22 protein-coding genes are annotated in these 19,516 nt (G+C 60.7%); 3 read left to right on the forward strand and 19 right to left on the reverse strand.

Annotation, left to right across the window (positions count from 1 at the left end):
• Positions 1-51 precede the first annotated feature (51 nt).
• Positions 52-585 carry a superoxide dismutase family protein gene (locus tag O2N64_RS03660; RefSeq protein ID WP_271078929.1) on the forward strand — a complete coding sequence of 178 codons (534 nt, stop codon included), beginning with the start codon at positions 52-54 and terminating at the stop codon, positions 583-585.
• On the opposite strand, the gene queC is transcribed toward O2N64_RS03660, so the two are convergent.
• The 6 genes from queC to O2N64_RS03690 form a co-directional block, all read right to left on the reverse strand.
• A complete protein-coding gene (queC, locus tag O2N64_RS03665) occupies positions 582-1,274 on the reverse strand; it encodes a 7-cyano-7-deazaguanine synthase QueC (RefSeq protein ID WP_271078930.1) in 693 nt (230 codons plus the stop codon). The genes O2N64_RS03660 and queC overlap by 4 nt on opposite strands.
• A gap of 47 nt (positions 1,275-1,321) precedes the next feature.
• Entirely contained in the window at positions 1,322-1,723 is a 402-nt protein-coding gene (locus O2N64_RS03670; RefSeq protein WP_271078931.1) for a DUF3617 domain-containing protein, read from the reverse strand.
• Positions 1,724-1,819: 96 nt separating this feature from the next.
• Positions 1,820-2,716, reverse strand: coding sequence for an Hsp33 family molecular chaperone HslO (gene hslO / locus O2N64_RS03675; protein WP_271078932.1), 897 nt, complete (start codon positions 2,714-2,716; stop codon positions 1,820-1,822).
• Positions 2,717-2,755: 39 nt separating this feature from the next.
• Positions 2,756-3,682, reverse strand: a complete 927-nt coding sequence (gene argF / locus O2N64_RS03680) for an ornithine carbamoyltransferase (RefSeq protein WP_271078933.1) — start codon at positions 3,680-3,682, stop codon at positions 2,756-2,758.
• A gap of 4 nt (positions 3,683-3,686) precedes the next feature.
• Positions 3,687-4,877, reverse strand: coding sequence for an aspartate aminotransferase family protein (locus O2N64_RS03685; RefSeq protein WP_271078934.1), 1,191 nt, complete (start codon positions 4,875-4,877; stop codon positions 3,687-3,689).
• A gap of 133 nt (positions 4,878-5,010) precedes the next feature.
• Entirely contained in the window at positions 5,011-5,766 is a 756-nt protein-coding gene (locus tag O2N64_RS03690) for a cold-shock protein (protein ID WP_271078935.1), read from the reverse strand.
• Positions 5,767-5,981: 215 nt separating this feature from the next.
• Between O2N64_RS03690 and O2N64_RS03695 the strand changes: the two genes are divergently transcribed.
• Both O2N64_RS03695 and O2N64_RS03700 read left to right on the forward strand, forming a co-directional pair.
• Positions 5,982-6,380 (forward strand): hypothetical protein, encoded by a 399-nt coding sequence (locus O2N64_RS03695; protein ID WP_271078936.1) that lies wholly within the window; start codon positions 5,982-5,984, stop codon positions 6,378-6,380.
• 6 nt (positions 6,381-6,386) lie between these two features.
• The gene (locus tag O2N64_RS03700) at positions 6,387-7,265 is read left to right on the forward strand and encodes a sterol desaturase family protein (protein WP_271078937.1); all 879 of its coding nucleotides are present in this window, start codon (positions 6,387-6,389) and stop codon (positions 7,263-7,265) included.
• Here the strand turns inward: O2N64_RS03700 and O2N64_RS03705 are convergent.
• The 13 genes from O2N64_RS03705 to O2N64_RS03765 all read right to left on the reverse strand — a co-directional run bounded on the left by O2N64_RS03705 (position 7,262) and on the right by O2N64_RS03765 (position 19,409).
• Complete coding sequence (locus O2N64_RS03705; RefSeq protein ID WP_271078938.1) at positions 7,262-8,407, reverse strand: OmpA family protein; 1,146 nt, start codon at positions 8,405-8,407, stop codon at positions 7,262-7,264. The genes O2N64_RS03700 and O2N64_RS03705 overlap by 4 nt on opposite strands.
• Positions 8,408-8,491: 84 nt before the next feature.
• Positions 8,492-8,830 (reverse strand): P-II family nitrogen regulator, encoded by a 339-nt coding sequence (locus O2N64_RS03710; RefSeq protein WP_271078939.1) that lies wholly within the window; start codon positions 8,828-8,830, stop codon positions 8,492-8,494.
• Positions 8,831-9,017: 187 nt separating this feature from the next.
• The gene (amt, locus tag O2N64_RS03715; protein WP_271078940.1) at positions 9,018-10,376 is read right to left on the reverse strand and encodes an ammonium transporter; all 1,359 of its coding nucleotides are present in this window, start codon (positions 10,374-10,376) and stop codon (positions 9,018-9,020) included.
• Positions 10,377-10,393: 17 nt separating this feature from the next.
• Positions 10,394-10,732, reverse strand: a complete 339-nt coding sequence (locus O2N64_RS03720; protein ID WP_271078941.1) for a P-II family nitrogen regulator — start codon at positions 10,730-10,732, stop codon at positions 10,394-10,396.
• A 152-nt stretch (positions 10,733-10,884) separates the two neighbouring features.
• A complete protein-coding gene (locus O2N64_RS03725) occupies positions 10,885-11,580 on the reverse strand; it encodes an endonuclease/exonuclease/phosphatase family protein (RefSeq protein WP_271078942.1) in 696 nt (231 codons plus the stop codon).
• A gap of 10 nt (positions 11,581-11,590) precedes the next feature.
• Positions 11,591-12,166, reverse strand: a complete 576-nt coding sequence (locus O2N64_RS03730) for a pyridoxamine 5'-phosphate oxidase family protein (RefSeq protein WP_271078943.1) — start codon at positions 12,164-12,166, stop codon at positions 11,591-11,593.
• Positions 12,167-12,197: 31 nt separating this feature from the next.
• A complete protein-coding gene (locus tag O2N64_RS03735; RefSeq protein WP_271078944.1) occupies positions 12,198-13,742 on the reverse strand; it encodes a peptide chain release factor 3 in 1,545 nt (514 codons plus the stop codon).
• 8 nt (positions 13,743-13,750) lie between these two features.
• Complete coding sequence (locus tag O2N64_RS03740) at positions 13,751-14,497, reverse strand: SDR family NAD(P)-dependent oxidoreductase (RefSeq protein WP_271078945.1); 747 nt, start codon at positions 14,495-14,497, stop codon at positions 13,751-13,753.
• 2 nt (positions 14,498-14,499) lie between these two features.
• Positions 14,500-16,896, reverse strand: coding sequence for a phenylalanine--tRNA ligase subunit beta (gene pheT, locus O2N64_RS03745; RefSeq protein WP_271078946.1), 2,397 nt, complete (start codon positions 16,894-16,896; stop codon positions 14,500-14,502).
• Positions 16,893-17,996, reverse strand: coding sequence for a phenylalanine--tRNA ligase subunit alpha (gene pheS, locus O2N64_RS03750; protein WP_271078947.1), 1,104 nt, complete (start codon positions 17,994-17,996; stop codon positions 16,893-16,895). Before pheS ends, pheT begins: the two co-directional genes overlap by 4 nt.
• 80 nt (positions 17,997-18,076) lie before the next feature.
• Positions 18,077-18,436: a 50S ribosomal protein L20 gene (gene rplT / locus O2N64_RS03755; RefSeq protein ID WP_197920179.1), complete on the reverse strand. Its 360-nt coding sequence runs from the start codon at positions 18,434-18,436 to the stop codon at positions 18,077-18,079.
• A 23-nt stretch (positions 18,437-18,459) separates the two neighbouring features.
• Positions 18,460-18,663 (reverse strand): 50S ribosomal protein L35, encoded by a 204-nt coding sequence (rpmI, locus tag O2N64_RS03760; protein WP_048884691.1) that lies wholly within the window; start codon positions 18,661-18,663, stop codon positions 18,460-18,462.
• 170 nt (positions 18,664-18,833) lie between these two features.
• Positions 18,834-19,409: an outer membrane beta-barrel protein gene (locus O2N64_RS03765; RefSeq protein ID WP_271078948.1), complete on the reverse strand. Its 576-nt coding sequence runs from the start codon at positions 19,407-19,409 to the stop codon at positions 18,834-18,836.
• Between the last annotated feature and the right edge of the window lie 107 nt (positions 19,410-19,516).

Here is a 19,516-nt window from a genome sequence, read left to right on the forward strand (position 1 = left end):
CCAGTTATGGGGAGTTGGTGGGTAAACTCACTTCCAAAGGGAATATTCGCCATGACAATTCTCAAGCAGATCGCCGTTCCAGCCCTCGCCCTTTTCTCGCTAAGCGGATGTGCAACCGCTTACGAAGCGGCCGCGACGCAGATTGCCGAGGCGAACATCATGGACCGGACCGGCCAGCAGGTCGGCACTGCGCGGATGTATTCGCTGGGAGAGGAAGTGACGATCAACGTGTCTTTCACCGGATTGACCGCAGGCCTGCACGCTGTGCACCTGCACACGACGGGCAATTGCAGCGCGAATGATTTCACATCGGCTGGCGGCCATCTCAATCCCGGCGGTCAGCAGCACGGTACGCTCAATCCGCGCGGCGCTCACCTCGGCGATTTGCCCAATGTGACGATCGCCAGCGACGGTTCGGGGACGACGAGCACGATCCTGCGCGGAGACCGCAGCACGGTAGAGGCTGCGCTATTCGATAGCGATGGTACGGCCCTTGTGGTGCATGAAGGACCCGACGATTATCGCACGGATCCGGCTGGTGCAGCGGGAAGCCGTGTCGCTTGCGGCCTCGTTACGCGGAGCTAGTCCGCGTCATTCGCATAGGCGGTCGTATCCGTAACGCCCGCCTCCGCGAAGCCCTTGCGGCGCAACCGGCAGCTATCGCACAAACCGCATGCCTGCCCTTCAGGTGTCGGATCATAGCACGACCAGCTCCATTCCGGACCAAGGCCGAGCCTTGCGCATTCGCTCGCGACATCGGCTTTGGTCATATGCTGGAGCGGCGCGTGGATGGTGAAAGGTGAGCCTTCCACACCCTGTTTTGTGCCTAGGCGAGCTGTTTCGGCAAAGCTTTCGATAAATTCTGGTCGGCAATCCGGATAGCCAGAATAATCGAGTGCATTGACGCCGATGAAGATATCGCTCGAGCCGGAGCTTTCAGCAAAGGCGGTCGTCATCGCCAGAAACAGCAAATTACGCGCGGGAACGTAGGTGACCGGAATGCTGTCATCCACTCCGCCTTTTGGCACGTCGATGTCGGCAGTCAGTGCGGAACCACCGAATTGCCGCAGATCGAGCGACAGGGTGACGTGCCTCTCGGCCGTCAATTCCTGAGCGATGCGTTCGGCGGATTCGAGCTCCCTGACATGGCGCTGCCCGTAGTTGATCGTGAGACAGTGCAGGCGAAAGCCCTGCTCGCGCGCAAGGGCGGCGCTGACCATGGAATCGAGCCCGCCCGAAAGCAGGATAGCGGCGATTGGGTTGTCGTTGCTCATGTGAAGCGAGCTAGGCATTTCGCTGCTTCACAGCAAGAGCGAGGAGGTCAGCAACTTCCGGTGCGGCGCGCCTCGCCCTCGATAGAAAAGGGCGTGCCGCCCTGGATGCCCTGGCTGCGGATCTGCACCAATTCACTGCTTTCGCTGCGAATGGTCGTGCGTCCATAGCCATTGCCACGGCAAGTGTACTGCACGGTCACTTCATTGCGATCATCCTGCACCACGAACTGCTCACAGCCCGGCTGGCGATGACGGATCTGAATAAATTCCCGCCCGGTCCGCACGCAGATGCGCGAGGAACTGCCACCGTCTCGAATACGCAAAGTCCAGCTACCCGGCTCAAGCCTATCCAACATGGCGAGCTCCGGCGCCTGCGCGGTGGCAGGCACCATCGTCGCCGCTGCTATCGCTCCGCCTATCAGAAGTTTCGCCATGAATTGCACACGCATGTCCGGGGTCCTTTAAGATGCCCACATATACCAGAAGAATTCTGAACCACCAATTGCGCGCACATCGACCAGTGCGGACGCAATAAAGTTGGGTCATCAATCCTGAATGGCAAAAGCCTTTGAACAAAAAGCACAATCGACAAGAATGATCCCGTCATCGTTGGCCATTTCACGCCTGTCCTCTTTCGGGAAGCGTGCGAGGACATCTTCGAAATGCGCTTCGGTGCAGCGGCATCCCTTCGCCAGCGCGTGTCCGGGTGTCACGCGGACTTCGCGTTCTTCATGGTAAAGCCGCCAGACCAGATCCTCGAGCGGAAGTGTTTCGTCCGACAATTCATCATGGCTGAGGCTCTCTGCCATGATCGAGACATGCTCCCATTCCGGGTGATCCAGGCGGACGTGCAGGCGCTCCCTGCCTTCTTCCCCATCGGGGAAATGCTGAACGAGGAAGCCAGCCGCCATAGTCCGCGTGGAATCCGAGGAAATCGCCGTGCGGATGCGCGTCGGCACCTGTTCGCTCTGCGCAAAGTAGTTTTCTACCGCAGCAGAAAGCGATTCGCCTTCGAGCGGAACGATCCCCTGATAGCGCTTGCCCGTTTTGGCGATGTCGAAAGTGATCGCGAGATGGCCTGTGCCGAAGAGCTTCTCCAGATTGGCGCTCGCGCCGCCGTCGGCGAAATGAGCCGGATCATGCTCGATGTATCCGCGCAGTTCGCCATTTCGGTAATCGCACACGAGCAAATTGGCCAGGCCGCCTTCGCTTTGCGCCTGCATGGTCAGCTGATCGTCTTCGCCTTTGAGCAGACCGCCCATCAGCGCGGTAAGCACCAGTGCTTCCGACAAACAATGGCGCAGCGCGACAGGATAATCGTGAGCGCTCAAAATCTCATCGAGCACCGGGCCAAGGCGAACAGCGCGTCCACGACAATCGCGATCAGGAATGGTGAATCCGAGCAAGCGATCGGAAAATGTCTGGCTGTGTGAAGTTTCCATCCGCGCCATATGGGAGCGGATCGGGCCAAATCAAAGGGATCAGCCCAGTTTGTCGAAGCACCACAGCAAGATAGATTTCTGCGCGTGAATGCGGTTTTCCGCTTCATCGAAGACCACCGACTGCGGCCCTTCGAAAACATCTTCGCTCACCTCGTCACCCACATGTGCGGGCAGGCAGTGAAGGAAGATCGCATCGGGCTTGGCTTTGGCCATCAGTTCCTCATTCACCCGGTAAGGTTGCATGGCAGCGAGCTTCGCATCGCTATCGGCTTGCCCCATCGATACCCACGTATCGGTGACCAACACATCCGCACCCTGCGCAGCCTCTGCAGCATCCTGCGTCAATGTGACCGAGGAACCGGCATCGCGCGCCATCGCAACGAATTCAGCTTCGGGCTCGAAACCGGCGGGAGTCGCCACGCGGACGTTGAACTTCATCAATGCGGCAGCCTCCAGAATGGAGTGCAGCACATTGTTGCCATCGCCGAACCATGCCACTTCGAGGCCCGGCAACGGCTTGCCTTTTTCGATGATCGTCAGCAGGTCGGCGACGATCTGGCACGGGTGCGAGCGATCGGTTAGTCCGTTGATTACCGGCACGCTGGCATGCCGCGCCATCTCCTCGATCTTGGCGTGATCGTCGGTGCGAACCATGATCGCATCGGCCATGCGGCTAAGTACACGCGCAGTGTCAGCGATGCTCTCCCCACGCCCGAGCTGCGATGTTCCGGCATCGAGGATGAGCGCACTCCCCCCCAATTGGCGCATCGCGATATCGAAGCTCACCCGCGTGCGAGTGGAGCTTTTCTCGAACACCATGGCGAGCACGTGATCCTGCAAAGGCGCATCCGCATCGCGGCCGCCCTTAGGTCTGCCTATGCGCGCAGCTTTACGATCAATTGCATCGGCCAGCATGGCCGCTATGGCATTGCCGCCTGCATCCGAGAGATCGAGAAAGTGCGCCATCGGCTTAGGCGACCACTTCCTGCACGTAATCGGCGGCACCGGCAGAGAGCTTGTCGAAGAATTCATCCATTTCCGCATCGCCGATCACGAGCGGCGGCAGGAGACGCAGCGTCTGGTCGCCTGCGGCAACCGTCAGCAGATCGTGGTGATCGCGAAGGTGAACCATGAAGGGGCGCGGTTCGCCCTTCATCTTGATGCCAAGCATCAGGCCCATGCCGCGCACGCTTTCGAACAAATCAGGATAATTTCCGATGAATTGCTCAAGGCGTGAGCGCAGGCGCTCGCCTTTTGCGCGGACATCGGCAAGAAACTCGTCGTTTGCGACTGCCTTCATCACGGCGACACCAGCGGCCATGGCCAGCGGATTGCCACCGTATGTCGAGCCGTGCGTACCGAAGACCATGCCGCGCGCCGCCTTCTCCGAGGCCAGGCAGGCGCCCATGGGGAAGCCCCCGCCCAAGCCTTTCGCAGAAGCGACAATGTCGGGCACGATGCCGTATTGCTCGTATGCGTAGAGCGTGCCCGTCCGGGCGACCCCGCACTGCACTTCATCGAGCGCCAGCATCAGATCGTGCTCATCGGCCAGCTTGCGCAGGCCCTGCATGAACTCCTGGCTGGCTGGACGGATACCGCCCTCGCCCTGTACAGGCTCTACCAGGAAGCCAGCGGTATTCGGTCCGATAGCAGCTTTCGCGCCCTCAAGATCGTCGAACTCGACATATTTGAAACCGGGCAGAAGCGGCTGGAAGCCTTTGTGCATTTTGTCCTGGTTGGAGGCGCTGATAGTGGCCATCGTGCGGCCGTGAAACGCGTTCTTGAAGGTGATGATCTCGAAGCGTTCTTCATTACCCTCGTGCTGGTGGTAAGCACGCGCGGTTTTGATCGCGCATTCCACGGCTTCCGCGCCCGAATTGGTGAAGAACACGGTATCGGCGAAAGTCTTGTCGACCAGCATCTGCGCAAGCTCTTCGCCCTGCGGGCTGCCGTAGAGATTGGAGACGTGCATCAGCGTTTCAGCCTGCTTCTGGATCGCGCCGATCAACCCTTCGTGGCTGTGCCCCAGCAGATTGACTGCAATTCCCGATGCGAAATCGAGATAGCGCGTGCCATCCTCATCAATCAGGTGGCAGTGCTCACCGCGTACCGGACGCACGCCGCAGCGCGGGTAGACGGGCATCAGCGGGGTAATGGTCATCGCGAAAATCCTTCAACGCAGAATAAGAGAGAGGCGGCCGGGCCTTGCTGGTCCGACCGCCTGATCTGTGCTTCTCTATGCATGTGCAGGCAGCCGGTCAAACGTGTGGCCGCCAAGCTGTGGACCGGTGGGTTTAACCCTGTGCCGGGACCAGATTGACGGCAGAATATTTGCCGCGGCGGTCCACTTCGAGATCGAACTCGAAACGGTCGCCTTCTTCGATCCCCTGCAGGCCGGAACGCTCCACTGCGCTGATGTGCACAAAGGCATCTTCCTTGCCATCATCACGGGTGATGAAGCCAAATCCCTTCATGGAGTTGAAGAACTTCACCGTGCCGACAGCCTTTTCACCAGTCAGCTCGCGCTGCGGGGCCGCTTTCTGCACTTCGATCACGTCACCAACGACCTGAAGATCGGCAGCGGAAACCTTGCCGCCACGATCCACGAGGTTGAACTGGAGCTCCTGGCCTTCGGCCAGACCTTCAAGGCCGGCGCGCTCAACCTGGCTGATGTGAACGAATACGTCCTCGCCACCTTCATCGCGCTGGATGAACCCAAAACCCTTCTGTGCATTGAAGAACTTAACCTTGCCCTGACCGGTGCCGACGACCTGTGCCGGCATTCCGCCGCCACCGCCACCGCGCGGTGCTCCACCGCCGCCGCCGCCGCGGAATCCACCGCCGCCGCCACGGTTGCCGCCACCCCGATTACCGCCGCCACGATCATCATTGAAACGGTCACCACCGCCGAAGCGGTCATTGCCGCCGTCGCGCCAGCCGCCACCGTCCATCGGTGCAGGGCCGCCATCCATAAAAGGGTCGAAACCTTCTTCCCCGAAACTATCACGCTTGTCGCGACCCTTACCGCGACGTCCTCTGTCGTAACCCATGAACCTAAAAAACCTTCAATCCCGTCCTGTAACTCAGGCTGACGACGCGGACGAACTTTCCGCCAGCCAGAAACAACGGACTTCCCCCGCCACTTCTTTTACAGGCTTATAACCGTAAATTGGTGGCGATGCGAATAATTTAGTGTTGCAGTTGAATGACCGCTGCGAAATGAGACGCGCGGACACCCGGATATCGTGATGAGCAGGAGGATGAGATGAGCCCAGAGATCATCAAGATCGGTGCATCACTGCTCGCGATTTTGGCGCTTGTCGCCCTTGTGCATTTCCTGGGCTTTTCACGCGGCGGACTATTGCAAACCGAGGGCGACGCGGAGGAATTCTTTCGTCTGGCTGCAGGCGGTTTCGTCCCTGTAGATATTGCGATCTGCGACGAGAGGACAGGCGCGCTGGCCCGTGATGCGGATGGACGGCTAGCGGTGCTACTGGCACATGGAGGCACTTTCATTGCGCGGGTCTTGGGAGATGAGGCAAGCATTGGACGGGAGGGTGAGAGGCTATCGATCACCGCGCAATCGATTGGGCCGCGCCCGCTTGTGTTGCGATTCGACAACAGCGCACCGGACTGGGTGAAGCGCGTAGCGAGTGCTAAGTAATCGCCGATGATTCTCGATCCCGTAACCCTTGCGATTCCTCTTTTCATCGCGCTCATCATTGGTGAAGTGCTGTGGGCACGGTCCCGCCGACCGGAAGCCTATGAGTCGCGCGACACGGCGACTTCGCTCTTCATCGGTCTCGGCAGCACGGCTGTTGGTGCGATCACCGGTGGTGCGGTGGCAGCAATGCTGTTTTGGGCGCATTCCCTCACTCCATTGAGCATCGGTTGGGCATGGTGGGCGTGGCCGCTGTGCTTCGTGCTGGATGATTTCGCTTACTATCTGTTTCACCGCAGCGCGCACCGCGTGCGATGGTTCTGGGCGAGCCATGTGAACCACCATTCGAGCCAGCACTACAATCTCTCCACCGCCCTGCGGCAAAGCTGGACCGGCTTTTTCGCAGCCAGCTTCATTTTCCGGCTACCGCTTGCGTTTGCGGGATTTGAGCCCGCAATGATCCTCGCCTGCGGGGGAATCAATCTCATCTACCAGTTCTGGATTCACACCGAAGCGGTGGATCGGATGCCGCGCTGGTTCGAAGCGATCATGAACACGCCGTCGCACCACCGCGTCCACCATGCGATCAATCCGCGTTATCTCGACCGGAATTACGCAGGCGTATTCATCATCTGGGACCGGATGTTCGGCACTTTCACGCCGGAAGACGACAGCGACCGGATTCGCTATGGCATCGTCAACCAGCTCGGCACTTTCAACATTGTGAAGGCGGTGTTCCATGAGTGGGCGGCGATAGCAAAGGACGTGTGGCGTGCGCCATGGCGGCACAAGCTGTCCTATCTGTGGCGCGAGCCCGGCTGGAGTCACGATAGCAGCCGCGAAACCTCCGACATGATCCGCGCCCGCTGGGAGCGAGAACGGCGCTAATTGCCCGAGCCGGGGCCGTAGGTGATTTCCACTCGGCGGTTCTGAAGCTCGCGCACGCCGTCTGCGGTGGGAACGCGTGGCAGGCTTTCGCCGAATGCCTCCGCAGCCATTTCAGTCATTGGGATGCCACCACCGGCCAGGTAATCCCGCACCGCCGCATTGCGTCTTTCGGAAAGGCGGACATTGTATGCGCTCGGCCCAGACGTATCGGCATGTCCGGCAAGCATGACGCGAATATTATCGCATCGGCGATACGCTGAAATTGCGACATCCAAGACCGCCGCAGCTTCAGGTGTAATCTCGCTCTCGTCCCAATTGAAGAACACAATGAAGGGACCTTTTTCACAGGACGTATAAAAGCCCGACGGATGCCCGCGCGGCAGTTGCGGCGGCGGCGGCGGAGCGGGCTCGGGCGCTGGCAGCATCCGAACAGGCTCTGCATGAGGCTCCGAACGCCCGCCCAGATACACGGTCAGTGTTGCCGCCAGCGTATGTGTGCGCAGTTCAAAATCGGTGGCGCGGCCAGCGCTGTCCTCCACTTCGAATTCGAGCGTACTGAAATAGCGATAGCGCAGTCCCAGATCGACCCGCTCCGCGACTGGCAGGCGTGCCTCGGCGAGCAATTGCCAAGCCCATTCATTGTCGCTGGTGTTGAGATGATCGACGCTCGCGCCGACAATGGCTGACTCCACATCCATCCAGCTGCGCCCGATTCCGCCGCCTATGGCGAATTGCGCCTCGTCCGCGTCGCCGAAGTCGACCAACGCATTCGCCATTACTGCGGTAAGCGAGAAATCGCCGTCGTACTCCTGCACGCCCGTCGCGAAGGTGGTTGCACTGTCCGGAATTCCGCGCGTGACAGAAGTGATCTCGTCGGCGTCGAAGGATTGGTGCGAGCCCTCGATCTCTAGCCGGATCCGCCCGGCATCGTAGCCAAGCCGCGCATCGACACCCCAACCCAGCTCCGTAGATGTGCGTGCATCCTCCTTGTCCGCCCCGATATCGGTGTCGAAATCGGCTGGCAGCACCGCGCCCGCGTCGACGGAAAGGAAAGGACCGCGTCTTGGATCACCGTCCTGCGCGAGGGCCGGTGAGGCAAGCCCGATGGCGAGTAGCGAAACGGCGGCAAAAAGTCTTGTCATGCCGGTTCTCCTTCCAGCGATAGCAGCATGGTAGTGCGCTGGGCGCTCGCGGTGCAAGCATTCACTGCGCAGGTGTCACTGATTTTACAGCGCGTTTTCGTCCACCTCGCCCGTTCTGATGCGGGTTGCCCCTTCCAGCGGGAGGACGAAAATTTTCCCATCGCCGATCTGCCCGGTGTTCGCCGCGTTGCGGATGGCTTCGACAACTTGAGGCGCCAACCCATCCTCAACTGCGATTTCCAGCCGAACCTTGGGCAGCATGTTCACCGCATATTCCGCACCGCGGTAGATTTCCGTCTGGCCCTTTTGCCGGCCGAAGCCCTTTGCTTCGCACGCGGTCATGCCAGCCACGCCGATTGCGGCCAAAGCCTCGCGCACCTCTTCCAGCTTGAACGGCTTGATTACGGCAATCACGATCTTCATCGGCTCTCCCCTGAGCGAGTGACGGGCTTGGCGACACGACCTGTGTGCGATGCGCGCCCCTCTCCATGCAACAAAAAAATGGGCCGGAGCGGGTGGCTCCGGCCCTCAAGTTGTACGTTCGCAGGAGGAACGAGTTGCGGCGGGGACAGAGGGAGAGAGAGATTCCGCCCCCGCCAAACTGGTCAGGTCACGACTGGTTCGCGAGACCCGGGTAGGCTTCGACACCGATCTCATGGATATCGAGACCTGTGGTTTCGACTTCGGGATCCGGACGCACGCCCATGATTGCTTTCAGAGCGAACCAGATCACGGCGCTGGCCGCGCAGACCCAGACCATGGTGAGCAACACGCCCACAAGCTGGCCAAGGAAAGTCACGCCCGCATCGGGAGCAGCAGTCCAGGCGACGATCAGCGTGCCCCAGATACCTGCAAACAGGTGAACCGGGATCGCGCCGACGACATCGTCGATCTTGAACTTGTCGAGCAGAGGCACGGTGAAGACCACGATCGCACCGCCGACAGCGCCGACAAGGATCGACTGGCCCACGGTGGGCGCAAGCGGTTCCGCGGTAATTGACACGAGGCCGGCGAGTGCGCCGTTCAGCGCCATGGTCACGTCAGCCTTCTTGTAGCGAAGCTGAGTCAGGATGATCGCGGTCACCACGCCGCCAGCGGCAGCCATATTGGTGTTCACGAAGATCTTCGACACGTCCGACACGTCACCCACGGTGCCCATCGCAAGTTGCGACGCGCCGTTGAAGCCGAACCAGCCGAGCCACAGGATGAATGTACCAAGCGTGGCGAGCGGGATGTTCGAGCCGGGGAAGACATTGACCTGTCCACCCGCTCCATAGCGACCGAGACGCGGGCCAATGATCAGCGCACCGACCAGAGCGGCCCAGCCGCCCGTGGAGTGGACCAACGTGGAACCGGCAAAGTCGGAGAAGCCGTGTACGGTATCGAGGTAACCGCCGCCCCATTCCCAGCTGACCACAACCGGGTAGATCACACCGGTCAGCACGGTCACGAAGATGAAGAACGGAACGATCTTCACACGCTCCGCCACTGTGCCAGAAACGATCGAGGCAGTGGTGGCGCAGAACACCATCTGGAAGAACCAGTCGGATGCTACCGAATATCCTGTGTCGATATCAGCTTCGCCCACGCCCTGCATCGAATAGATGCCGGTGAAGCCACCGATCAGGCCGAGGCTGTCTTCGGCAAAGCTTGGGTAGGCGATGTTGTAGCCGATGACCCAGAACATCAGGCCGGCAATCGAATAAAGGCCGATGTTCTTGAGGCACTGGGTAGATACGTTCTTGGTGCGAACGAGGCCCGCCTCGAGCATGGCAAAGCCCGCCGCCATCCACATGACCAGGAAGCCGCCGATCAGGAACAACAGCGTGTTGAGAATATAGGCGGTGCCGCCACCAACGGCATCCGCTGCAGGTGCTGCGGCCTCTGCCACAGGCGCGGCGAGCGCGGGGCTTGCTAGCGAAAGCGCGGCCAATGCAGCAGCGCCCATCTTGAGAATATCGGTTTTCATAATGACGTGTCCCCTGATCACAGCGCGGTTTCGTCGGTTTCGCCGGTACGGATGCGCGTGGTCGATGCGAGATCGAGCACGAAAATCTTGCCGTCTCCGATGGCTTGTGTGCTGGCGGTTTGCTGGATGGCTTCGACCACTTTGGGCATCATCTCGTCGCTGACAGCGATTTCGATCTTCACCTTCGGCAGCATGTTCACCGAGTATTCGGCCCCGCGATAGATTTCAGTCTGGCCCTTCTGGCGACCGAAGCCTTTCACTTCCGAGACGGTCATCCCGGCAACACCGACTCCGGCGAGCGCTTCGCGCACTTCATCGAGCTTGAATGGTTTGATTATGGCGATGACGAACTTCATCCCTGACCCCTGTCCTGCACCGGTGGTATTCCCGGCCACGGGATCAATCTGCAAAGGCTGTGCCAGTTTGCCTTTTCGGAAGTTTTTCGGGAGTTGGTGAGATCACGCAGTCTGTTGTTTGTGCTGCAGCGCACAAAATGCAGGCAGGCTGCTCAATTTTTCAGCAGCGTTAGCTCTGCACGGATAGGCAAGTGATCAGAGGCCTGCCGCGCCGACGTGCTGGAGTGGACCGTTGCGCTTACGCAATCCCAATGCGGCGTATGCATGACCCGGTCGAGCTCCAGCATCGGCCTGCGGGCGGGAAAGCTCTTCCCCGGGGTCACCATCTGCCAATGCGCCGCCAGCCCGCGATCTCCGCCAAAAGGCTTGAGCCATTCATTGCAGTCACCCAACATAACGGCAGGAAGGCCCGGCGCGCGCGAGGCATTGCAGAGATGCGAAAACTGACGTTTGCGCAGCAATCCGCTGAGATCGAGATGCATTGCGGTGACGCATAATTCTGCCTGCTCAAGCCGCAGCCGCGCCCGAACCGCGCCGCGCGGCTCGATCTGCGGCAGGTTTTCCGCCGCAATGTCGAGGATATCGATCCCGCTTCGCACCAGCAGGGCATTGCCGTGCCATCCCATGCTGTCCGGCTTGGTGGGGACCGCGGCGACTTGCCACCCGCGCTTCTGGATATCGCCCAGATCGAGCACGCTCTGCCGGTCACCGAAACGGATATCGACTTCCTGCAGCGCGACGACATCGGCCTCCAGCTCATCAATCACATCGAGGATGCGAGACGGATTGCGCTGCCCGTCTGCGCCGATCCCCTTATGGATGTTGTAGCTGGCGAAAGTGAGTTGCATCGCCCCTGACTTACTTTTCAGGGGCAGGCATCGTTCCCTCGATATAGCGATCGGTCTTGCTGGTAGGCAGGCCATCAATGCTGCCGGGATGCGCCTGTCGCTTGCCGACCCACTTCTCTTCATCGACGTTGCTATGCGCTTTCAGCAGCGTGTACCGCTCTCGCTCATACTCCATGAAAGGCACACCCCAGCCGCAACTGGTCTGCACGCTTTCGACAGCGATATCGAAGATCTGCCGCGTTCCGGGAAACAAGGTGAAATGCTGCGAGAGCTCGTTCCAACCGTCGTCGGCGGGCAATACCGGCTTGCCGCGCCCGTAAATGCGGAGGATCAGCGCGGGCCGCTCGAAATTGCATAACATGATGGTGATCCGCCCATCGGCAAGCAGGTGGGCGTTGGTCTCGTTCCCTGACCCTGCCAGATCCAGCCACGCAACGCGGTCCGGCGCGAGGACGCGAAACGCGTCATAGCCCTTGGGCGAGAGATTGATCCGCGCATCGGGCGCAGCGGTCGCGACAAAGAACACCGGCTGGCGTTCGATCATCGCGATGTGTTTTTCGGTGAGCGTTTCGGTGAAGTCGGCCATTTGGCCAGACTACGCCGCTAGCCTGCGGATGTCACCGCTCCTTCGTTGCCGAGAACTTCAGATCAGGATTCTTCTCTTCCTGATAGCCGACATCCCATGCGCTTTTCGCCATGAAGACGAGGTCGCCATCGCGATCCTTGGCGAGATTGCCCTGATTGAACCTCTCGAATTCGCGCAGCGCTTCGTCGCTGCCTTTGAGCCAGCGCGCCGTGGCAAAGGGAGACGCTTCGAGAGCGGCATCGACCTTATATTCCGCACCCAGGCGGGAAATCAGCACGTCGAGCTGAAGCTGACCGACCACGCCGACAATGCTGCTGCCGCCGATCTCCGGATAGAAAACCTGGATCACGCCTTCTTCCGAAAGGTCATCGAGAGCCTTGCGGAGCTGCTTCGTCTTGGTCGGATCCTTCAACTGGATGCGGCGCAGGATTTCCGGCGCAAAGTTGGGCAGGCCGGTGAAACGGACCGTGTCCTTTTCGCTCAACGTATCGCCCACGCGCAGCGTGCCGTGGTTGGGAATGCCAATGATATCGCCGGGCTCTGCCGTATCGGCAATCTCGCGATCCTGCGCGAAAAACAGGATCGGAGAATGGACGGCAATGGGCTTGCCAAGGCCGGACGGGGTCAGTTTCATCCCGCGTTTGAACGTGCCCGACACCTGCCGCATGAAAGCGATCCGGTCCCGGTGGTTCGGGTCCATATTGGCCTGAACCTTGAAGATAAAACCGGTCACCTCGTCTCGCTCCGGCCCGATTTTCTCTTCACCAGCAGGCTGCGGGCGCGGCGGCGGCGCATAGCGGGCAATCGCGTCGATAAGCTCCTCGACACCGAGGTTCTTCAGCGCCGATCCGAAATAGACCGGGGTAAGATCGCCATTGCGGTAGGCTTCCAGATCGAATTCGGGATAGCCGGCCTGCGCGAGCTGGTATTCTTCTTCGTAATTCTCCGGGATATCCGCATCCGCCAGTTTGTCGCGCTTGCCGAGATAGTCCTTGGAGCCGCCTTCGACCCGCGCCACTTCTTCGGTGCGGAAATCGAGCAGGCCTTCGAACAGGCCGCCCATGCCGATGGGCCACATCTGCGGGCTGACATCGAGCGCGAGCATATCCGCCACTTCGTCCAGCGTCTCGAACGGGTCGCGGCCTTCGCGGTCCACCTTGTTGACGAAAGTGATGATCGGCACGTTGCGCAGGCGGCAGACTTCAAACAGCTTGCGCGTCTGCGGCTCGATACCCTTGGCAGCGTCAATCACCATGATCGCGCTGTCGACTGCTGTCAGCGTGCGATAGGTGTCTTCCGAGAAGTCCTCGTGACCCGGCGTATCGAGCAGGTTGAAAGTGATCGTCTCACCCTCAATTTCCTTCTCGAAGGTCATGACCGATGACGTGACCGAAATCCCGCGCTGCTGCTCGATCTTCATCCAGTCAGACCGCGCCCTGCGTGCCTCGCCGCGTGCTTTCACCGCGCCCGCCTGATGGATTGCGCCGCCCTGCAGCAGCAGCTTTTCAGTCAGCGTGGTCTTACCAGCGTCAGGGTGCGAGATAATCGCGAAAGTGCGGCGGGAATTGTTTGCCATGAATTTGCTCAGCCTTCCCGCGCGATGCGGAAACCGGCGAAATCCTGGTTGACCGGCATGGGCTCCAGCCGGTTGATGTTGAGATGCGGAGGCAGCTCTGCGACCCACTGGATCATCATCGCAATATCCTCGGCCGTCATCGGATTTACGCCGCGATAGAGATCGTCCGATGCTTCCTGACTGCCGGTGCGCACCAGAGTGAATTCGGTCTCGACCATTCCCGGCTCGATGCTCGTCACACGCACTCCGGTGCCATGCAAATCGGCCCGCAGGGCGAGAGTGAAGTGATTGGCGAAAGCCTTGGATCCGGCATACACATTGCCGCCCGGATAGACATAAGTGCCCGCTACCGAACCGATGGCGATGATTGCGCCCTTACGCTCGATCAAAGTGGGCAGCAGCTTGCGCGTCAGCACGACCATGGCAGTGACATTGGTGTCGATCATGGTGTGCCAATTTTCGAGATCGGCTTCCTGCGCGGGCGAGAGCCCTTGCGCGAGCCCGGCATTGTTCACCAGCAGGTCTACTTGCGCGAATTCTGCAGGCAGGCCGGCAATGGCCGCATCCATCGCCTCTTCGTCCCGGACATCGAAACGGGCCGGGTGCACCTTGTCCGCGCCGAGTTCGGAAACAAGCGCGTTGAGCCGCTCCTGCCGCCGACCGGTTGCAACGCAGCGCCATCCGCTGGCCACCAGCGTGCGAACCGTGGCCTCGCCGATGCCTGCTGTCGCTCCTGTGACAAATGCCGTCTTCATGCTCATCCTCGAAGCTCCGCTCCCTGTTTGGCAGCCGCAGCGACCACGGCATCCGAGATCGCCTTCAGCTCGTCATCCTTGAACGATTTCTCGCCCGGCTGGAGAGTGACTTCCACCGCGACCGATTTCTTGCCTTCTGGCACGCCCTGGCCGGCAAAGACGTCGAATACGCGGGCGTCGACGATGTTGGTCTTGTCCGCGCCTTTCACCGCTCGCAGCAAATCGCCCGCAGGCAGATCGGCGGGGACGAGGAAAGCAAAATCGCGGGTCACCGTCTGTAGAGCGGGCGGCGCGTAATGCGGCTTGGCAAAGCCCTGCTTGCCCTTCTTCGCCGGGATTGCATCGAGATAAATCTCGACCGCGACAACCGGACCATCGACATCGAAGGCATCGAGCGTTGCGGGATGCAGCGCGCCGAACCGGGCGAGCACATTCTTCGGGCCGAGCCGCAGAGTGCCGGACTGGCCGGGATGGAACTGCGGGCCTGCATCACCCATCACCATGAGATTGCCCACCGGGGCGCCTGCCTCGGCTAGCAGTGCTTCAGCAGCACCTTTCGCATCGTAGGCGTCGAACATCTGCGCCTTGCCGGTTGCCCAGCCGCGCGGTGTCTTTGCACCAGCCAGCAGCACGGCGAGCGTCGGATGCTCGTCCGACGAACCATCCTTGGAGCGCAGATAGCGGCGACCGATTTCGAACAGACGCAGGCTTTCCGCCCCGCGATCCATGTTGCGCTTGGCCGCCGAGAGCAGACCCGGGACAAGCGAAGGGCGCATGGCCTTCATGTCTTCGCTGATCGGATTGTCGAGGAGCCACAGGCTCTCCCCATCCGCTGCGAAATGCTGCGCTTCGGGCACGGGAAGAAAGCTCCACGTCACCGCTTCGTTCAGCCCGCTTGCCGCAGCGGCACGGCGAAGCTTGCGCTCCATCTGCTGCTGCGGCGTGGCAGTCGGACGGGCCACGCCATCGGCGCGCGGCAGGGCAACGCTTTCAACATTGTCGAGGCCGTGAATGCGCACCACTTCCTCGACGAGGTCAGCCGGACCTTCGATGTCGTGGCGGCGCAGCGGGCAGGTGACGTTCCAACCCGCATCGACGGTGAAGTCGAGCTTTTCGAGGATGCGCTTCTGTTCGGCTTCGTCCACTTCAACGCCGCCCAGCTTCGCGGTCATCGCCGGATCGAAGGCGACCACCTTCGGCTCGCTCGGCGGCGAACCGGCACGAACGACTTCGCTTGCTTCACCACCGCACACGCGCTGGATCAGGCTGGTGAGGATCGCGAGGCCATCTTCGAGGAAGGCAGGATCGACACCGCGTTCGAACCGCGTGCGCGCATCGGAGGCGAGACCAAGCTTGCGGCCCGTCACCCCGATCGCTTCGGGATTGAAATAGGCGATTTCGAGCAGCACGTCGGTCGTCTCGGGCTGCACGCCCGAATGCTCACCGCCCATGATCCCGGCGATATCGTGGACGCCATTGTCGTCCGCGATCACCGTCATGGTGTCATCGAGCGTGTAGGTCTTTTCGTTGAGCGCTTCGACCTTCTCGCCATCCTTGGCGCGGCGCGCGACAACCGGACCGGAGAGCTTTGCAAGGTCATAGGCATGCGCCGGACGCCCGAATGCGAGCATCAGGTAATTGGTGATGTCGACGATCGCGCTGATCGGACGCTGACCCGCTGCAATCAGCCGCTGCTGCATCCAGTCGGGCGAGGGAACGGTGTTGTTTACGCCTTTCACCACACGGCCATAGAAGGCCGGGCAGCCCTCCGAATCGTCCGTGCGGATTTCGACCGGGCACGCGCCCTTGGCCTCAATCGCGCCGGGTTCGATCGGCTTGAATGTACCGAGCCCCGCTGCCGCGAGATCGCGCGCGATGCCATAGACACCCATGCAATCGGGCCGGTTGGGCGTAATCGCCACATCGAACACCGGCGAGGCGTTGTGATATTCGGCAAAGCTGGCGCCGACGGGCGCATCGTCGGGAAGCTCGATGATTCCATCGTGCTCATCACCCAGCTCAAGCTCGCGCACCGAGCACATCATGCCGTTGGATTCGACGCCGCGGATCGCGCTCTTCTTGAGCTTCATGCCGTTGGCCGGCACTTCGGCACCGGGCAGGCCAAGAACGCCTTTCATTCCCGCGCGCGCATTGGGCGCGCCGCATACCACCTGCAAAGGCTCGCCTTCACCGGTGTCGACCGTGAGAACCTGCAGCTTGTCCGCATCGGGATGCGGTTTGGCGGTCAGCACTTCGGCCACGCGGAAACCGTCCAGCTTTTCTGCCGGATCGTCGATCCCCTCGACTTCGATGCCAATCGCATTGAGAGTCGTTGCAACATCCTCGACTGTCGCGTCGGTATCGAGGAAGTATTTCAGCCATTCGAGCGAGAACTTCATGCTTTTGCTCCCACGCCGCCGGAAAGGGTCGGCTGGTCGAGACCTGAAAAACCGTAGTGTTGCAGCCAACGCGCGTCGCCATCGAAAAAGGCGCGCAGATCGTCCATTCCGTATTTCAGCATGGCGAGCCGATCGACGCCGAGACCCCAGGCAAAGCCCTGCCATTCGTCAGGATCGAGGCCGGCGAATTCGATCACGCGGCGGTTGACCATGCCGCTGCCAAGCAGCTCCATCCACGCATGGCCGGGCGCATCGCCGCTGCCGCCGAGCACGCGCTTGCCGTCGACAAGTGCGAAACCGACATCCACTTCGACACTCGGCTCGGTGAAAGGGAAGTAGCTTGGGCGCAGGCGCAGAACGATATCGTCGGTCTCGAAGAACGCCTTCAGGAAAGTCTCCAGCGTCCATTTAAGGTGGCCGAGGTGGATACCCTTGTCGATCACAAGGCCTTCGACCTGATGGAACATCGGCGTGTGCGTCGCGTCGCTGTCTGATCGGTACACGCGTCCGGGCGCGATGATGCGCAACGGGGCGCCTTCGTCCATCATGGTGCGGATCTGCACAGGCGAAGTATGTGTGCGCAGCAGCATCTTGCCGCCCTTGGGCGCGGTATCCGGAAAGTAGAACGTATCGTGCATCGCGCGCGCCGGATGGCTTTCCGGCATGTTGAGCGCGGTGAAATTGTACCAGTCGTCCTCGATCTCCGGACCGGTGGCGACCGAGAAGCCCATGTCGGCGAAAATCTCTGCCAGCTCGTCCATCACCTGGCTGACCGGGTGCACGCTGCCGCGCGGCGCGTCAGGTGCAGGCAGGGTGAGGTCGAGCGTTTCCGTGGCGAGGCGCGCTTCCAGCTCGGCCGCTTCGAGCGCGGCCTTGCGATCCTCGATCGCGTCGGCCACACGTGCGCGAATGCCCTGGATCCGCGGCGCTTCGGTCTGCCGCTCTTCGGGCGTCATCTTGCCGAGCGTTTTCATCAGCTGGCTGATCCAGCCCTGCTTGCCCAGCGCTTCCACGCGAATGGCTTCGACATCGCTGACGTTGGCAGCCTGGTGCAGCCGTTCGAGCGTCTGGGTTACCTGATTTTCCTGTTCGGTGCTCATGATGCGGGACCGCTTAAAGGGGACAAACAAAAAGCGCCACCCTTTCGGATGGCGCTTCCTGATTTCGTGCGTTTCACCAATTAGGCCGGAAGCGCTTCCTTGGCCTGCTTGATGATGTGACCAAAGGCTTCGCCTTCGTTCATGGCGAGATCGGCCATGACCTTACGGTCCAGCTCGATACCTGCCAGCTTCACGCCGTGCATGAACTGCGAATAGGTGAGGCCTTCTGCGCGGACGGCAGCGTTGATGCGCTGGATCCAGAGGGCGCGGAAGTTGCGCTTCTTAACCTTGCGGTCGCGATAGGCGTACTGGCCGGCCTTTTCGACGGCCTGACGCGCGACGCGGATCGTATTCTTGCGACGGCCGCGGTAACCCTTGGCCTGTTCCAGAAGACGCTTGTGCTTGGTGCGGGTGGTCGTACCACGTTTAATGCGAGGCATATCTTTTTCTCCTTAAACCCGGCTCAATCGAGACCGTAGGGCGCCCACTTTTTCACGGCTGCCTGGTCGGCTTTTGCCAGAACCTTGGTGCCGCGCTGCTGGCGGATATACTTTGCATTGTGGCTGATCAGGCGGTGGCGCTTGCCGGCGACACCATGCTTGACCTTGCCGGTGGCGGTGAGCTTAAAGCGCTTCTTCACGCCGCTCTTGGTCTTCAGTTTGGGCATTTTCGTCTCCTTGTTCAGAAACACGTTCAACCAGCCCTGGCAGCCCTAACGGCCAGACCGGCAAATGAATCACGTGTCAGTGAAGGCGCGCATTTAGCGGTTTCGCGCCGAAATGCAAGCGGCGGAGCGCGCTTTCGCTCGCCCCGCCGCAATAATCGCTGTCCGCTGGATTAGAAGCGGGCGCCGAGCGTGACACCGAAGTGGCGACGCTGCACGTTCAGGCCGAAGAGCTCGCCGACATCTGCATAACCGCCTTCGACGCGGCCGAAGAAGTTCTCGCCAAAGCCCTGCTCATAGCCGAGTGCGAAAGCGACACCGCCGCCGCTTTCCGAAACCGAGTCGACGCCATCGGTGGCTTCGAGGGTGAATTCACCATAGCCAAGCTTGCCGTAGATCGCGCCCGAGGTGCCGACGGCATAGCCAACGGAGAGGCCGCCTTCGATGTAATCTTCACCGCTGAGGCAGAATTCGCCATCGCAGGATTCGACACCGGATACTTCGTACTGGACATACGGGCCGACAGTCACTGCGTTCGAAACCGCGACGTCGTAACCAAGCTCACCGCCGAAGGCGAAAGCGCTGCCGATCTTGAACACGTCATCCTCTTCGATGACCGAGCTGACCGTCGGCGTTTCGTAAGTGGCGCGCGCTTCGATGCGCAGGCCATCGCGCGGTCCGCCGTCCTGTGCGAACGCAGGAGTAGAAACAGCCGCGCCCAGCACGACCGCCAAAATCATCTTATTCATATTGTTTGTAGACCCCATTCATGTGCCGCCCTGATTGTCGGCGCGGCGCTTTTATTTCCGGGCAAGCCATAGGAAAAGCCAAATTCGCAAGGGCACTTCAGAATGTC

The sequence above is a fragment of the Aurantiacibacter sp. MUD61 genome (genome assembly GCF_027912455.1).
Lineage (GTDB): Bacteria > Pseudomonadota > Alphaproteobacteria > Sphingomonadales > Sphingomonadaceae > Alteraurantiacibacter.

What these genes read in the sequence shown, in the direction of transcription:
- O2N64_RS03765 (WP_271078948.1), bottom strand. Translation starts at nt 19,409, where the DNA reads ATGAATAAGATGATTTTGGCGGTCGTGCTGGGCGCGGCTGTTTCTACT.
- pheT (WP_271078946.1), bottom strand. Translation starts at nt 16,896, where the DNA reads ATGAAGTTCTCGCTCGAATGGCTGAAATACTTCCTCGATACCGACGCG.
- O2N64_RS03730 (WP_271078943.1), bottom strand. Translation starts at nt 12,166, where the DNA reads ATGGCCGACTTCACCGAAACGCTCACCGAAAAACACATCGCGATGATC.
- O2N64_RS03660 (WP_271078929.1), top strand. Translation starts at nt 52, where the DNA reads ATGACAATTCTCAAGCAGATCGCCGTTCCAGCCCTCGCCCTTTTCTCG.
- hslO (WP_271078932.1), bottom strand. Translation starts at nt 2,716, where the DNA reads ATGGAAACTTCACACAGCCAGACATTTTCCGATCGCTTGCTCGGATTC.
- rpmI (WP_048884691.1), bottom strand. Translation starts at nt 18,663, where the DNA reads ATGCCCAAACTGAAGACCAAGAGCGGCGTGAAGAAGCGCTTTAAGCTC.
- rplT (WP_197920179.1), bottom strand. Translation starts at nt 18,436, where the DNA reads ATGCCTCGCATTAAACGTGGTACGACCACCCGCACCAAGCACAAGCGT.
- amt (WP_271078940.1), bottom strand. Translation starts at nt 10,376, where the DNA reads ATGAAAACCGATATTCTCAAGATGGGCGCTGCTGCATTGGCCGCGCTT.
- O2N64_RS03685 (WP_271078934.1), bottom strand. Translation starts at nt 4,877, where the DNA reads ATGACCATTACCCCGCTGATGCCCGTCTACCCGCGCTGCGGCGTGCGT.
- O2N64_RS03670 (WP_271078931.1), bottom strand. Translation starts at nt 1,723, where the DNA reads ATGCGTGTGCAATTCATGGCGAAACTTCTGATAGGCGGAGCGATAGCA.
- O2N64_RS03690 (WP_271078935.1), bottom strand. Translation starts at nt 5,766, where the DNA reads ATGGGTTACGACAGAGGACGTCGCGGTAAGGGTCGCGACAAGCGTGAT.
- O2N64_RS03695 (WP_271078936.1), top strand. Translation starts at nt 5,982, where the DNA reads ATGAGCCCAGAGATCATCAAGATCGGTGCATCACTGCTCGCGATTTTG.
- O2N64_RS03720 (WP_271078941.1), bottom strand. Translation starts at nt 10,732, where the DNA reads ATGAAGTTCGTCATCGCCATAATCAAACCATTCAAGCTCGATGAAGTG.
- queC (WP_271078930.1), bottom strand. Translation starts at nt 1,274, where the DNA reads ATGAGCAACGACAACCCAATCGCCGCTATCCTGCTTTCGGGCGGGCTC.
- O2N64_RS03700 (WP_271078937.1), top strand. Translation starts at nt 6,387, where the DNA reads ATGATTCTCGATCCCGTAACCCTTGCGATTCCTCTTTTCATCGCGCTC.
- O2N64_RS03735 (WP_271078944.1), bottom strand. Translation starts at nt 13,742, where the DNA reads ATGGCAAACAATTCCCGCCGCACTTTCGCGATTATCTCGCACCCTGAC.
- pheS (WP_271078947.1), bottom strand. Translation starts at nt 17,996, where the DNA reads ATGAGCACCGAACAGGAAAATCAGGTAACCCAGACGCTCGAACGGCTG.
- O2N64_RS03725 (WP_271078942.1), bottom strand. Translation starts at nt 11,580, where the DNA reads ATGCAACTCACTTTCGCCAGCTACAACATCCATAAGGGGATCGGCGCA.
- argF (WP_271078933.1), bottom strand. Translation starts at nt 3,682, where the DNA reads ATGGCGCACTTTCTCGATCTCTCGGATGCAGGCGGCAATGCCATAGCG.
- O2N64_RS03705 (WP_271078938.1), bottom strand. Translation starts at nt 8,407, where the DNA reads ATGACAAGACTTTTTGCCGCCGTTTCGCTACTCGCCATCGGGCTTGCC.
- O2N64_RS03740 (WP_271078945.1), bottom strand. Translation starts at nt 14,497, where the DNA reads ATGAAGACGGCATTTGTCACAGGAGCGACAGCAGGCATCGGCGAGGCC.
- O2N64_RS03710 (WP_271078939.1), bottom strand. Translation starts at nt 8,830, where the DNA reads ATGAAGATCGTGATTGCCGTAATCAAGCCGTTCAAGCTGGAAGAGGTG.